Source organism: Pseudomonas spartinae (genome assembly GCF_965197125.1).
Taxonomy (GTDB): domain Bacteria; phylum Pseudomonadota; class Gammaproteobacteria; order Pseudomonadales; family Pseudomonadaceae; genus Aquipseudomonas; species Aquipseudomonas composti_A.
Genome location: NZ_CBDAMB010000001.1, coordinates 191,270 through 205,516, shown reverse-complemented (window position 1 = coordinate 205,516; position 14,247 = coordinate 191,270). Strand labels below are relative to the sequence as shown.

The window sequence follows — 14,247 nt, the reverse complement described above, 5'->3', positions numbered from 1 at the left end:
GGGCGCCGTGCTCGGTATCGTGGCTGGTCCCGGTGCGCACGGCGCACCCTATGGGGAATGTATCAGTGCTCCGACGTTTTGCTCGGGATCGCCACCGGGGTGTCGACGTTTACCGGCTGGGTCCGCTCGGGCACCGGCTGCATGGCATTGCGCAGGTGTTGCTCGAACAGCGTGACGATGCCGTCCCAGCTCAGGTGGCTGGCGTGCCGACGGGCGTTGAGGCGGATATGCCGCAACACCTCCGTGTCACCCAGCAGGTCACAGGCCGCTTCGCAGAAGCCGGCCTCGTCTCCGGGGCGGGCGAGCATGCCGTTGTGGCCGTGATGGATATGCTGGGCGGCCGCTGCCTGGTCGTATGCCACCACGCCCAGGCTCGATGCCAGAGCCTCCAGCACCACATTGCCGAAGGTTTCCGAGAGGCTGGGGAACAGGAACAGGTCGCCCGAGGCATAGTGTGTGGCCAGCGCTTCCCCTCGTTGCAGGCCGCAGAAGTGCGCCTCCGGTAGCTGCGCCTGCAGGCTTGCACGCAGCGGCCCATCACCCACCAGGATCAGGCGCATGCGGCGCTGCGGGTGAGTTGCCTGCAGGGCGTGGAAGGCCTTGACCAGCAGACCGAGGTTCTTCTCTGCGGCCAGACGTCCAACATGCAGCACGGCCAGGTCATCGGGCCCCAGACCCCAGCTTTCGCGCAGGGCATCGCTGCGCCTGCGTGGATGGAACAGCTGGCTGTCGACCCCTCGGGCGAGCAGGGCCAGGCGTTCGAAGTCACGACGTTCGAGATCGACCTTCTGGCCGATGCTCGGTACCAGGGTCAGTTGCGTGCGGTTGTGGAACCAGCGCAGGTAGTTGGTCATCGCCCGCGTCAGCAGGCCGATACCGTAGTGCCCGGTGTACTGCTGAAAATTGGTGTGAAAGCCGCTGACCACCGGGATCGCCAGGTGTCTGGCGGCCCGCAGCGCGGACAGCCCCAGCGGACCCTCAGTGGCGATGTAGAGCACGTCCGGGCGTTGCCGTTGCCAGCGTCTGAGCAGCTTGTGCAGCGACGATTGGCCCCACTGCAGGCCGGGGTAGCCGGGGAGCGGCCAGCCACGAGTGAGCAGCAGGTCGTCGTTGCCGTCCTGCTCCTGATCGAGCTCCTGGCGTGGCCGTATCAATTGCACGCGATGGCCGTTGCCTCGCAGGCCATCGACCAGGCGACCGAGGGTGTTGGCCACGCCGTTGATTTCCGGCGGGAAGGTTTCGCTGATCAGCGCGACATGCAGAGAGGATGCGTTCATGTACGCAGTCTCTGCCTGTGCGATGTAAGGTTTGTGACGTTCGCGTTGCGTCTTTGTGACGGGGCGGCTAGCCGCGCTCGCGTACCCAGAACAGCGTGGCCCCGGCCACGGCGGCCGGCATCATCAGGATGTTCAGACCCGGCACCAGCAGTGCGGCGTAAGTGATGCCGCCGAAGCTCAGGCTCTGCCAGCGCTTCTCGCGCAGCCAGGCGAGCATGTCCTGCCAGCTCATCTTGTTGTTGTCGGCCGGGTAGTCGATGTACTGCACGGCCATCATCCATACGCCGAACAGCAGCCACAGTGGTGCGGCAATCAGATTCACCACCGGGATGAAGCTGAGGATCAGCAGGGCGATGGCGCGCGGCAGGAAGTAGGCCAGCTTGCGCATTTCCCGGCCGAGGGTGCGTGGCACCATGGCGGTCAGCTCGGCGATGCTGAAGGGCGGGAAGTGGTCTTCGCCGCGCACTACCACCTCGACCTTCTCGGCGAGGAAACCGTTGAACGGCGCAGCGATGATGTTGGCCAGCAGGGTGAAGGTGAAGAACACCATCAGCAGTACCAGCACCACGAACAAGGGCCAGAGGATGTACTGCAGGAAGCTCAGCCAGTTCGGCAGGTTGGGCATGAAGGTGTCGACCCAACCACTGAACTCGTTGACGGCGAAGCCGATCAGGGCGGCGAACAGGATCAGATTGACCGTCAGTGGCAGGAGCACGAACAGACGCAGGCCGGGGCTGAGCACCAGCTTCAGACCTTCTCGCAGGTATTGCGGGCCAGACAGAACGGGAGCGGCGGGCATGGCGGCCTCCTGAGTGGTTGATGCGCGCGACCATACCGACTTCGTCGCTGCGGCGAAAGTTCAGGCCTGCGGGCAGGTTCAACTTTGCAGCCATAGTCGGACTCTATGCGTGGAATTGGTAATGGATATTTCCTCTGGCTCTGCGCGCTCGATAGCCTTGCCCGCAGCTTTCCTTTTGCGGGGCTCTCATCCTTCCAAGCCTTCCCCTAGCGCTTCGAGAGTCCTTTTTTATTTCGCCAGCCGGCCCTGTAGGCCCGCCAGGAGTTAGCGATGTCCGCTGTTCGTCATGCCCGCGTCATCATCCTGGGCTCCGGCCCCGCCGGGTACAGCGCGGCCGTGTATGCCGCCCGCGCCAACCTGAAACCGCTGCTGATCACCGGCATCCAGGCTGGCGGCCAGCTGACGACGACCACCGAGGTGGACAACTGGCCGGGCGACCCGCATGGCCTGACCGGCCCTGCGCTGATGCAGCGTATGCAGGAGCATGCCGAGCGCTTCGAGACCGAGATCGTGTTCGATCACATCAACGCCGTGGATCTGGCCGGCAAGCCGTTGACCCTGGTCGGTGACAGTGCCACTTACAGTTGCGATGCCCTGATCATCGCCACCGGCGCCAGTGCGCGCTACCTGGGGCTGCCCAGCGAGGAAGCATTCATGGGCCGTGGCGTTTCCGCGTGCGCGACCTGCGACGGCTTCTTCTATCGGGGTCGTGAGGTGGCGGTGGTCGGCGGCGGCAATACGGCGGTCGAAGAGGCGCTTTACCTGGCCAACATCGCCAGCAAGGTGACGCTGGTGCATCGTCGCAATGCCTTTCGTGCCGAGAAGATCCTGCAGAACAAGCTGCAGGAGCGGGTAGCCGAGGGCAAGATCGAGCTGCAGCTCAATGCCGAGGTCGATGAGGTGCTGGGCGACGCCAGCGGCGTCACCGGCGTGCGCCTCAAACAGTACGGCGGCGCTTATCGTGAGCTGAACGTGGATGGCCTGTTCGTCGCCATCGGCCACACGCCCAATACCAGCCTGTTCGAAGGCCAGCTGGAGTTGAAGGATGGCTATCTGGTGGTCAATGGCGGGCGTGAAGGCAATGCCACCGCAACCAGCATCCCCGGCGTGTTCGCCGCCGGGGACGTGGCCGACTCGGTGTACCGGCAGGCGATTACCTCGGCCGGTGCCGGCTGCATGGCGGCGCTGGATGTGGAGCGCTATCTCGACGGCCATTGAGCCCGAGTGCGCCTGCAGGAGCGGCTTCGGCCGCGAAAGCGCTGACCAGTGGGCCCGGATTTGACCCGGACGCAATTGGGTAGGGCGCGCTGTGCATTCTGCAGAACCGCAGTCATGCGTCGATGGCGGGGGGTATTGGCAGCCGCTGTGCGCGGCCTGGGCGACCCGGCGAGACCCTGCGGGCCTGCGGACGACTCAATCCGGCCAGTGCCAGGGCGGCTCGTCCAGCATGCCCTGGCCGCGAATGCAGGTCTGACCGAGCTGCTTGTCCAGCTCCAGAATGTTGCAGTTGGGGCTTTCCTTGAGCGTGGCGATCAGGCGGCTGGCGTGGGACACCACCCATACCTGGGTCTGCCGCGAGGCGGCGATGATCAGGCGCCCGAGTGCCGGCAGCAGGTCCGGGTGCAGGCTGGTTTCCGGCTCGTTGAGCACCATCAGTGACGGTGGTCGCGGCGTAAGCAGGGCGGCGACCAGCAGCAGGTAGCGCAGTGTGCCGTCGGACAGTTCAGCGGCTCCCAGTGGGCGTAGCAATCCTTCCTGATGCAGCTCGACGACGAAGCGCCCACCGGCCTGGAAATCGATGCGCAGGCGGCTGCCGGGGAAGGCGTCTTCGATGGCGGCATCCAGTGCGGCAGGGTCACCGATCTCGCGGATGGTCTGCAGGGCGGCGGCCAGATCACGGCCATCGTGATGCAGCACCGGCGTGCGGGTGCCCAGCTGCGGTTGCCGCGCCGGGGCGTCGGCATCGCTGCGAAAATGATCGTAGAAGCGCCAGCGGCGGATGGTTTCCCGCAGCTGGAAGACTTCCGGGCAGTTGGGGTCATTGCCGATCTGATCGAACAGGCTGTCGTAGTTCGGCACATGCTGGGCCAGTACCTCCCAGCTGCGACCTTCACGCATGCGCACCATAGCTCCAGCGCGATCTACCAGCAGCGACGCCGGCCGGTAGCTGGCGCCCGCCCAGATGCACTCGCGCTTGATCTCCGGGTCGAGGGCGAATGCACTTGGCGTGGTGCGATCCTCACCCGAGTTCGATTCGGGCAGGCCCAGGGCGATGCTGTAGCCGAAATCGTCTCCGGCGAAGCCCAGGCGCAGGCGCATCGCGCCTTGCCGCGGGCCTCCCTGCACCGCTACCTCGCCATTGCGCATGCGCCGCGAAACCTTCTCCGGCCCGGCCCAGAAGCTCGACTCCAGGCCGCCCTCGCGGGCCAGTGCATTGACCACTCCACCTTGCGCGGTTTCCGCCAGCAGGCGTAGGGCACGATAGAGATTGGATTTGCCACTGCCGTTGGCGCCGGTGATCAGGTTGAGCCGACCCAGCGGCAGGATCAGGCGGTTGATCGAGCGGTAGTTGGCGACGGCGAGGGTATGCAGCATGAGTGTCGTCCTGACGAGAGATCAGCGGCCCCAGCGCGGCGAAAAGGCCCACCAGGCCAGCAGCGGGTAGCACAGGTAGTGCAGGCTGAACAGAAACAGGCCCATGGGGCTGGGTGTGTCCTGCATGTACATCATGCCCAGCAGGCCCAGGTAGAGCAGCGCGAGCACACCGCCATAGAGCAGGGTGAAACGCCAGCGCTCGGCACGGCTCGGTGCGCGCCCCTGGCGCCAGTGAAAGACCAGCGCCAGCCCGGCAGCGATGGCGGCGGCGATCAGCAGGGTAGTGAACACGCCGCCCAGGCGCACGAAGGTGCGCAGCAGCAGGTTCAGCACGATGGCCGCGGCGATCCCGGCAGTCGCGTAGTAGCGCAATTGCAGGCCCTGGCTCACAGGCTGCGTACCAGGCCGAAGCGTTTGCGCAGAATGCGCTCGAGCAGCGCCTTGGGCAGCAGCGCGGCGAGCAGTGGCAAGGCGCGGCTGCCGTTGCCCAGGCGCAGCAGGCGCGGGCGTTTGTCGCGTTGCACGGCGGCCAGCAGCTGTGCGGCGAAATCGCTGGCTGGGGTCGGATTGTCCTGCGAGGCGTTGGCGCGCGCCCGGATGCCCTCACGCAGCGGCCACCAGGGCGAATCCTCACGGATCAGCGCCTCGGCCTGCTGGCTGGCGTTGCTGGCGAAGCTGGAGGCGATGGCGCCGGGCTGCACTTCCATGACCTCGATGGCGAAGGGCGCCAGCTCCATGCGCAGTGCATCGCTCAAGGCATGCACGGCGGCCTTGGACGCGCAGTAGGCGCCGGCGAATGGCGTAACCAGTACGCCGGAGACGCTGCCGATATTGACCACCAGACCACGGCTGCGGCGCAGCAGCGGGAACAGCGCGTGGGTCACCCCGACGATGGAGAAGACATTGGTTTCGAACTGCTTGCGCATGGCCTCCACGCCGCCGTCGAGCAGCGGGCCCATGGCGCCATAGCCGGCGTTGTTGATCAGCACATCGAGGCCGCCGATCTCTTCACTCAGGCGAGTTGCCAGCTGCTGCAGCGCCTCACCGTCGTTGACGTCGAGCTGCACGGCATGCAGCCCGGCCTGTTCGAGCGCCGCGAGGTCACTGTCCTTGCGCGCCGTGGCCCAGACCGCGTAGCCGCCCGCCTTGAAGGCGTCGGCCAGGGCGCGGCCGATGCCGCTGGAGCAGCCTGTGATCAGAACGCTGGGTTGGGACATGGCGGAGATTCCCTGAGACGCGAATGGGGCTGCAGCTTAGCAGGCTGGGGATGTTGGGGTAGCGATTGAGGTGGTGGCGAGCTGTCCGCTGGTGCTGCAAGCGGCTGGCGTCCCGGTACACATCGCGCGCTTTCGTAGCCCGGATGAATCCGGGGAACCGTCACAAGCAGCATCCCCGGATTGCATCCGGGCTACGAGGCTGGCGTTGCTGAGTTCGCCCAGCGGGTTAACGGATGAACTTGCCCTGCAGGCGCTCGGCGCGAAACTCCAGGGTGGCGGGGCGATAGCCGCTGCGCAGGTCGGGTAGGGGCATGCAGTCGCTCCAGCTGCCGCCGGGCAGCAGCTCGCCCGGGCCTCTGTAGCGTGGCGATTCGTACAGGCGTTGGGCGAGGTTGGTGGCGTTGCCGGGGCGGTAGGCCGCGACTTCCCAGCGCAGTTCCTGCAGGGCGGCATCGCTGCCGTTCTTCAGGTCGATGGCCAGCGGTTGATCGGCGGGGCAGCGCTGCGGATCGTAGCTCAGGCGCAGTTCGAGATGGGCCAGGTAGCGTTCGTCCTGGCTTTCTTGCCAGATCACCCAGGTGGCCACCAGGCCGATACCGACCAGCGCGGCCATGGACACCGGCAGGGCCTTGGTCGGGTAGCGGATCAGCAGGATCAGCCAGGTAATGACGAGTACGACACCGAACAGCATGAGGACAGCCTTTTGCGAAGTCTGCGCTCATCCTACACAAGCTGTCTGGTCAGGGTAACCGCGAGGGCTGTCGCAGAGTGTGACAGGCCCACAGGTCGGGATGGCGGGTGAGAAGGGCGTAGCCCGCATGCAATCCGGGGGCGAGAGCGACCCCGAGTGCATGCGGGCTACGAACGACTCAATGGGCGGCGACGGCTGCCACCGCATCGCTGCGGCCGTACACGTCTTCCAGACGCTCGATGTCGTCTTCACCCAGGTAGGTGCCGGATTGCACCTCGATGATCTCCAGCGGAATCTTGCCCGGGTTGGCCAGGCGATGCACGGAGGTCATCGGGATGTAGCAGGACTGGTTCTCGGTGAGTAGGAACTCGCGGTCGTCGCAGGTCACCCTGGCCGTGCCGGATACCACGATCCAGTGCTCGGCACGGTGGTGGTGCATCTGCAGCGACAGCTGCGCGCCTGGCTTGACGGTGATGTGCTTGACCTGGAAGCGGCCGCCCATGTCCACCGAGTCGTACGAGCCCCAGGGGCGGTAAACCGCGCAGTGGTTCTGGGTTTCGCTGCGGCCCTGCTCGTCGAGCCTGTTGACCAGTTTCTTGACGTCCTGCACGCGGTCCTTGTGGGCGATCATCGTGGCGTCCTTGGTTTCCACCACGACGATGTCGTCCAGACCGAGCACCGACACCAGCTTGCCGTTGCCGTGCACCAGGCAGTTGCGGCTGTCCTCGAGCAGCACGTCACCGCTGATGACGTTGCCGGCGTCGTCCTTGTCGTGCACGTCCCAGATCGACGACCAGCTGCCGACGTCGTTCCAGCCAGCGCTCAGCGGCACCACGCAGGCGTGGCTGGTCTTCTCCATCACCGCGTAGTCGATGGAGTTGTCCGGGCAGCAGGCGAAGGTAGCCGGATCGATGGCGATTTCGCCGTCCTTGCGCTGGCTGCGCTCCAGCGCCAGCAGGCAGGTGTCGTAGATGTCCACGTCGTGCTGCTTGAGTTCTTCCAGGAAGCGGCTGGCGCGGAACAGGAACATGCCGCTGTTCCAGTAGTAGTCGCCACTTTTCACGTACTCGGTGGCGCGCAGGGCGTCGGGCTTCTCGACGAAGTTGGCGACGCGCGCGACACCCTCGGGCAGGGCACCGTCGGCCTTGCCACGGATGTAGCCGTAGCCGGTTTCCGGGCGGTCGGCCGGCACGCCGAACAGCACCATCTCGCCTTTCTCGGCGGCCACGGTGGCCAGCGCGAGGGCCTGGCGGAAGGCTTGCTGGTCGTCCAGCACGTGGTCGGCTGGCAGCACCAGCATCAGTTCGTCACGGCCCTCGGCCATCAGCTGCAGGGCCGCCATGGCCACGGCCGGCGCGGTGTTGCGGCCGAAGGGTTCGAGCAGTAGCAGTTGGGCCTGCTGGCTTATCTGCTCCAACTGTTCATGGACGATGAAACGGTGCTCCTGGTTGGCCACCAGCACTGGCGGCTGCATGCCTTCGATGGAGAGGCGCTGCAGGGTCTGCTGGAACAGCGTTTGTTCGCCGGTCAGGGCGAGGAATTGCTTGGGGTACAGCTTGCGCGAAAGAGGCCAGAGTCGGGAGCCGCTGCCACCGGAAAGGATGATGGGGGTCATGATGTGTCTCTCCTTAACGTTCATTACGAGATGGATGCCCGTGTCGTGTCGGTGCGGCGTGTACCCGCCGTTTTCCTTGTTCTAGAAAATCCGTTCATCGTCTCAGCCGTCGATGGGGCGCTTGACCCACACGGGCGACAGCTTGCCCTGGCCGCCGGTGACGAACAGGCTGACCACTTCGCCGCGCTCCAGGGTCACCGGTTTCAGATCGGCGACCTTGCGCTCACCGTCGAACAGCGCCAGGCCGACCTTGACCGGGTTGATCTCGCGGTCGCCACGGCCATCGGGCTTGACCTCAGCGACCACGGCGGTCTTGCCGTCGGCGGTCTTCAGGGTGAGGGTGCTGTCGCTCAGGTTCTGCACGCGCAGCAGGGCTTTCTGTCGGCTGGTGAAGGGCGGCTCCTCGACCAGGCGCGGTTTGGCGCCGGTCTGGCTGACCAGGGTGTAGTAGTGCTCGGGCTCCAGATCCACCGGCATCTGCGTGTTGCCGACCTGGGCCTGATAGCTGCCGGCGGGCAGGAATTTGAAGTCGCTCGAACCCAGCGGCGAGATCTGCTTGAGCTGGGTTTGGCCGACGGCGACATCGAGCTCGGCGCTGCTGGCGTTGTAGGCGCGCACGAAGGCCGAGCCTTTCGGTGCCTTGGGCCCGTAGAGGGCGCCGTCGTCGGCGTGCGCCTGGATCATGCCGAGGCCCAGGGCCAGGGCGCAGGCGCCCAGAGTGAAGCGGCGTAGGGTGGTTTGAGTGTTCATCGGATAGTCCTCCTTGGGTGATGAATCAGTGACTGGCGGTAGCCAGCCCCTGGCGCTCGCCGCCGTTTTTCAGCGCGGCGAGCCATTGCGGGTCGAAATCGGTGAAGTCGCTGGTCATCGGCAGGTAGCGCTCGGGGAATTCCCAGATCACCAGCTGCGGTGGGTCGTTCTTCAGTTCCTCGCTTTGCAGGTACTTGAGCATCGGCACCAGCGGGCCGCCGCCTTCCTCGGCGTAGTTGGCGAGATCGCGCTGCAAGTGCTCACGCAGCGCGCCGGCGAAGTTCCACGATGGGTTGGCGCTGTAGCTGGTGCCGACCAGCGCCACCGGCAGGTCGCTGTCGCCGAACAGGTCGTCACCGCCCGCTTCGGCGGCGTGGGTTTCGCGTTGCTGCAGGCGGTCGGCCTGCGGCATCAGGCTTTCGAACAGCGGTGCCAGTGGCAGGAAACGGGTCAGGTCGCCCTGGTGCGAGCGGGTCTGCACGGTCTCGGTGACGAACTGCTGCGGCTCGCCACGCAGCTGCATGGCGCTGTGCACCACGTCGCTCAGGGCGCGGGCGGTCACGTCGGCACCTTCAGGCGTCCAGTGGGTGTCGGTGCGCAGGAACATCGGCGCCTCGCTTTTGGCCGCCTGCAGTGGACCGAGCAGGTCCGGCGCGGCGATGCCGGCATTGCGCACCGCGCGATGGAAGCGCGGGTACAGGCTGCGCTGCAGCGCGCTGGGCTGATGGGCGCCGGTGTGTTCCGGATACAGACGGGTCTTGGCCGGAACGATGGCCAGCAACAGCTGGATATCGCGTTCTGCCAGCTGGCGCTGCACGCCACGGATCAGCGCCAGGTTGTCGCGCAACTGGCGCTGGCCATCGGCCACCGGATCGAATTCCTCGTCCGAGTACAGCCAGCCGTCCTCGCCGACTACCAGGCCGCTGCGGCCTTCGCCGAACGCCAGGTACTCCAGGGCGGCCCAGAGGTTGATACCGGCCTGCTTGAGCGGGAAGTTCTCGTCATAGTGGTGCTCGATGCTCTTGGCCAGGCTGCCATCCAGCACGCTGGGCTTGGCCGGCATGTGGTAGTCGGCGAGCCTGGTCAGGGCCAGCAGGCTGACGGGCAGCAGCAACAGGATGAACAGCACGACGTACAGGGTCTTGATGGGACGACTCATATGCTCGGCCTCCGCTCAGAACTGGAAGTAGAGGAAGGGGGAGTAGCTCTGCGCCGAGAGCTTGAGCAGCGAGGCGCAGAACAGCAGCAGCAGGGCGCCGCGCACGGCCACCAGGCGCAGGTCGATGGCCTGCAGGGCGACACCGGCGCTGGCCAGGGTCAGCGCCGGCTCACGGTTGCGGCTGGCGAGGAACTGGCGGGCGCCGTTGACGGCGATCACCACCCAGGCCAGCACCAGCGTGACCATCTGCAGGCCGGTGATGCTGGCCAGGGTCAGCTCGCTCAGGTGCCAGTCGCTGAAGCTGAACAGGGCGGCGTACATGCGTCCGGCCACGTCCAGGTTCTCGGCGCGGAAGATCACCCAGCCGAGCATCACCAGCAGCAGGGTGAAGGCCCATTTCAGCGGGTTGAACAGCGTCGGTGCGGCCTTCACGCCGAGGGCGCGCTCGATGGCCAGCCAGGTGCCGTGCCAGGCGCCCCAGATCAGGAAGGTCCAGTTGGCGCCGTGCCAGAAACCGCCGAGCAGCATGGTCAGGAACAGGTTGCGGTAGGTGTTGAAGGTGCCGTGACGGTTGCCACCCAGCGGTACGTAGAGATAGTCACGCAGCCAGGTCGACAGGCTGATGTGCCAGCGCCGCCAGAACTCGGTGATCGACTGGCTGATATAGGGCTGGTTGAAGTTCTCCATGAAGCGGAAGCCCATCATCAGGCCCAGGCCGATGGCCATGTCGCTGTAGCCGGAGAAGTCGAAATAGAGCTGCGCGGTGTAGGCGATCATGCCCAGCCAGGCGTCGCCGGTGCTGGGGTTCTGCAGGGCGAAGCAGTGATCGACCAGCGGTGCCAGGCTGTCGGCGATGAACACCTTCTTGACGAAGCCTTGCATGAAGCGCGTGGCGCCTTCGCTGAACTTGTCCAGGCTGTGCGTGCGGTCGGTGAACTGGTCGGCCAGGTCCTTGTAGCGCAGCACCGGGCCGGCGATCAGCTGGGGGAACAGGGCGATGAACGCGGCGAAGTTGATCAGGTTGCGCGTTGGCTCGGTGTCCTTGCGGTACACGTCGATCAGGTAGCTGATCGACTGGAAGATGTAGAAGGAGATACCGATCGGCAGGATCACCGAGGTCAGCACGAAGGGCTCGAGGCCGAAGGATTCGAGCACGGCATTGATGTTGGCCACGCCGAAGTTGGCGTACTTGAAGTAGCCCAGCGTGGCCAGGTTGCCGATCACCCCGGCCACCACCCAGCGGCGTGCGGTCTCGGTGCCGGCATGCGCATGGATACGCAGGCCGAAGATGTAGTTCCACATCGTCACGGCCGCGAACAGCAGGAGGAAATCCACCCGCCACCAGGCATAGAAGGTGTAGCTGCCGATCAGGATCAGCAGGTTGCGCCCGCGATTCGGGCACAGGTAATACAAGCCGAGGAAGATCGGCAGGAACAGGAACAAAAAGACGTTGGATGAAAAGACCATCCGTGCTTCTCCGAAAACAGCCGGGGCAGCGCCCCCCTTTCCCCCCGCGAGCGGAGGGTTTGTTTTGTTACGTCCTGTAGGAGCGGCTGGGCGGCATTCCGCTTCAGCCGCGAAAAAAATCGCGGCTGAAGCCGCTCCTACAAGAGCAGTGCATCAACGCCCGCCGTCGAACACCTGGGTCACCTCGCCACCCAGACGGAAGCTGTTGAACGGCCCCATCTCCTGGTTCAGTTCACGGGTCTGCTCGCTGCAGGCGTAGAGGCTGCAGTAGGGCGCCAGCCAGGCGTACTTGAAGTGCTTGCGCAGCTCGCTCATGTCCTGCTTGGCGCCGGTACGCTGGGCGAACGCTGCCGGGTTGCGCGCGCCCTGCAGCACCCGTTCGGCCAGGCGCTGCAGGGCGCCATGATTCTCGCCACGCAGGTCGACCTGGTTGGCCTCGGCGAACGCGGCGATCATCGCCAGCGGTGGCAGGGCGTAGTTGTGGTAGGCCAGGGCACGTTGGCTGCGGCGCATTTCGTTGGCCAGATAGCCCTCGTTGTCGACCTGATTGGCGGCGATGCGGAACTGGCTGACGGACCAGTCGAACAGGTCGCGACGATCGTCGATCACCGCCACCGCCATGACCGACCAGGCGGCCCAGTAACTGTGGTTGTTGATCTTGCGCAGCGGCAGGTCGCTCCACTCACGTACCGTGTGCTCGGCCAGGCGAGTGAACCAGGCTTCGATGCGGGCGCTCTGCTGCGGGTAAGCGGCCAGTGGCTGCGACTCGGAAAACTTCAGGCGCAGCCAGGCGCCGGCCAGGCTGCCGAGTGCCCATTTGCGCATCGACTTGCCGGTGTGGTTGAACTGATCGGACTCCAGCGCATCGGCGCTGGCCCACTGGTCGAGCCATTCGATGGCGCATTCCAGCCGCTCCGGCTGACCGGTGCGCATGTAGCCGGTGATCATCCGCCCGGCTTCCTTCTCCAGGCGGGTGATGTGCGAGGTCTGCTCGCGGAAGTTCTTCTCCGCCTTGCGGTTGAGGGTGGCGCGTGCCTTGCCGGAACCCTCGTACTTGCTGGTGAACTGCAACTCACCGGTGTACGGCTGCGGCACCGCCGGGCAGGCAGGGGCCTTGCCCTCGCGCTGGCCCACGGCGGCGTAGTAGCCCGTCGGCGGTTGCAGCGCGGCGAAGGCCGGGGCGCTGAGCAGCAGCGCCACAAGGGTGAAGGGTGCGAGTCGTGCAGGCATGGTGGCCTCCTCAGTCGTTCGCGTGATGCTGCGCGACCTGCTGGCCAGGCCCGCTCGGGCGCTGGCACAGGCTGGCCTGGACTTTCAGATCGTCGGCGCTGTCTTCGGGCTTCTGGATTTCCAGGGCGAAGAAGTTCTCGTCGCCCCAGCCCGGCTCGTCGCGCAGCTCCACGGCGAAGCGTCCGTCGGTGTCGACGGTGTTGGGTTTTTCCAGCTTGAGCTGCTCGCGCCGGCCGTTGAGGTACCAGATGGTGGCGTCGACGCGCTTGACCGATGGATCGCTGAAGCGCAGATCGAGCTGGTGGCGGTTGCCGCGCAGGGTCAGCAGCTTGTTCTCGCCGTTGACCAGCACTTCGTTGCTGCCCGGATGCAGGCGTTTTTCGCTGCTCAGCAGCTCGGTCTGGCCGCTGCAGCCGTTGTTCAGGGTGGCCATCAGCTGGCGGTGGATCTTGTCCGAGGCCAGGTCGTAGAGCGGCGAGAATTCCCAGATCAGGACCTTCGGCGGATCGTTCTGGAACGAATCGCTGGCCAGGTATTCGAGCATCGCGCCTTCCAGGCCACCGCCGGGGAAGGCCGCGTTGAGCACGTCGGTGCCCAGGTATTGTTCGAGGAAGCCGCCGAAGTTGTAGTTCTTGCCACTGTGGCTGGTACCGATCAGGGCAATCTGCGGGCTGCTCTCATCGCCGAACAGGGCGTCGCCATCGCTGGCATTCTTCGGTTCGGTGATGAACTGATCGACGTACTGCACCGCATAACCGGTGCCACACAGTTGGCTGGCGACGTTCTGCATGGTGCCGGTCTTGCCCATCAGGCCGACGCGCTCGGTGACGAATTCCTTGTGCGGAATATCTTCGAAGCCGGGGATGCGTTTGACCGTTTCGGCCACCAGGCGCGCGGTGCGCTCGGCACCGTAAGGTGTCCAGTGCTGGTCGCGGCGGAAGTAGAACTCCTTGGCATCCTTTTCGTCGGTAAGCCCGCTCAGATCCGGCACCCAGATACCCAGCTGCTCGAAGCGGCTGAGCGCCTGGCGATAGTTGCGCAGGGCCTTGTCGTAGTCGAAGCGCTCATAGTCGGCCGGGCGCAGCTTGCTGCGATTGACCAGGCCGCGGGTCGGTTGGTAGACCACCACCAGCTCCACGCCACGCTGCTTGAGGCCGTCGCGCAGCTCCTTGAGGCGCTGGTAGCCGACCTCGCTGGTGCCGAACTCGGTGCGCAGGTCCTCGACGCTGCGAAACAGCCAACCCTCGTCGGCATCCATCAGGGTGACGAAGTTCTTCATGTAGCTGGTGGTGTAGCGGCTGGCATCGTGCGCGGCCGGGCACAGCGAGCAGCAGTCTTCGACCTGGTAGTGCGGAGCCTGGCGCTCCTCGGCCTGCAGGTTGCTGCCGAAGGCCGCGCAGGTCACTGCCAGGGCCAGGGTTTTCAGTTTGTATGCGGTCATGGGAGG

General features: G+C 65.5%; 13 protein-coding genes. 1 reads left to right on the top strand and 12 read right to left on the bottom strand.

All coding sequences use genetic code 11. From position 1 onward, the window contains the following. Positions 1–62: 62 nt before the first annotated feature. Together ACN8M7_RS00995 and cysZ are read right to left on the bottom strand one after the other, a co-directional pair. The gene (locus ACN8M7_RS00995) at positions 63–1,277 is read right to left on the bottom strand and encodes a glycosyltransferase family 4 protein (protein ID WP_490259485.1); all 1,215 of its coding nucleotides are present in this window, start codon (positions 1,275–1,277) and stop codon (positions 63–65) included. A gap of 67 nt (positions 1,278–1,344) precedes the next feature. Next, complete coding sequence (gene cysZ, locus ACN8M7_RS00990; RefSeq protein WP_490259484.1) at positions 1,345–2,076, bottom strand: sulfate transporter CysZ; 732 nt, start codon at positions 2,074–2,076, stop codon at positions 1,345–1,347. Positions 2,077–2,346: 270 nt separating this feature from the next. Here cysZ and trxB point away from each other — a divergent pair, with 270 nt between their 5' ends. Then, positions 2,347–3,294: a thioredoxin-disulfide reductase gene (gene trxB / locus ACN8M7_RS00985; RefSeq protein ID WP_490259483.1), complete on the top strand. Its 948-nt coding sequence runs from the start codon at positions 2,347–2,349 to the stop codon at positions 3,292–3,294. 195 nt (positions 3,295–3,489) lie between these two features. Here trxB and ACN8M7_RS00980 read toward each other — a convergent pair whose 3' ends face one another. From ACN8M7_RS00980 to ACN8M7_RS00935, 10 genes are all read right to left on the bottom strand, one after another. Next, complete coding sequence (locus tag ACN8M7_RS00980) at positions 3,490–4,671, bottom strand: AAA family ATPase (RefSeq protein ID WP_490259482.1); 1,182 nt, start codon at positions 4,669–4,671, stop codon at positions 3,490–3,492. Positions 4,672–4,692: 21 nt separating this feature from the next. Continuing rightward, positions 4,693–5,061 (bottom strand): hypothetical protein, encoded by a 369-nt coding sequence (locus ACN8M7_RS00975; protein WP_061240670.1) that lies wholly within the window; start codon positions 5,059–5,061, stop codon positions 4,693–4,695. Next, positions 5,058–5,888: an SDR family oxidoreductase gene (locus ACN8M7_RS00970; protein ID WP_490259481.1), complete on the bottom strand. Its 831-nt coding sequence runs from the start codon at positions 5,886–5,888 to the stop codon at positions 5,058–5,060. Before ACN8M7_RS00970 ends, ACN8M7_RS00975 begins: the two co-directional genes overlap by 4 nt. Before the next feature lie 226 nt (positions 5,889–6,114). Beyond that, positions 6,115–6,579 (bottom strand): multidrug transporter, encoded by a 465-nt coding sequence (locus ACN8M7_RS00965; protein WP_490259480.1) that lies wholly within the window; start codon positions 6,577–6,579, stop codon positions 6,115–6,117. Positions 6,580–6,757: 178 nt separating this feature from the next. After that, entirely contained in the window at positions 6,758–8,194 is a 1,437-nt protein-coding gene (locus ACN8M7_RS00960; protein WP_490259479.1) for a mannose-1-phosphate guanylyltransferase/mannose-6-phosphate isomerase, read from the bottom strand. A 102-nt stretch (positions 8,195–8,296) separates the two neighbouring features. Then, on the bottom strand, positions 8,297–8,944 hold the full coding sequence (locus ACN8M7_RS00955; RefSeq protein WP_490259478.1) for an alginate O-acetyltransferase AlgF: 648 nt from the start codon (positions 8,942–8,944) through the stop codon (positions 8,297–8,299). A 25-nt stretch (positions 8,945–8,969) separates the two neighbouring features. Then, positions 8,970–10,103: an alginate O-acetyltransferase gene (locus tag ACN8M7_RS00950; protein WP_490259477.1), complete on the bottom strand. Its 1,134-nt coding sequence runs from the start codon at positions 10,101–10,103 to the stop codon at positions 8,970–8,972. A gap of 15 nt (positions 10,104–10,118) precedes the next feature. Then, the gene (locus ACN8M7_RS00945) at positions 10,119–11,570 is read right to left on the bottom strand and encodes an MBOAT family O-acyltransferase (RefSeq protein WP_490259476.1); all 1,452 of its coding nucleotides are present in this window, start codon (positions 11,568–11,570) and stop codon (positions 10,119–10,121) included. Between the two features lie 153 nt (positions 11,571–11,723). After that, the gene (locus ACN8M7_RS00940; RefSeq protein ID WP_061240677.1) at positions 11,724–12,800 is read right to left on the bottom strand and encodes a mannuronate-specific alginate lyase; all 1,077 of its coding nucleotides are present in this window, start codon (positions 12,798–12,800) and stop codon (positions 11,724–11,726) included. Positions 12,801–12,810: 10 nt separating this feature from the next. Further along, a complete protein-coding gene (locus ACN8M7_RS00935) occupies positions 12,811–14,241 on the bottom strand; it encodes an alginate O-acetyltransferase (protein WP_490259475.1) in 1,431 nt (476 codons plus the stop codon). Between the last annotated feature and the right edge of the window lie 6 nt (positions 14,242–14,247).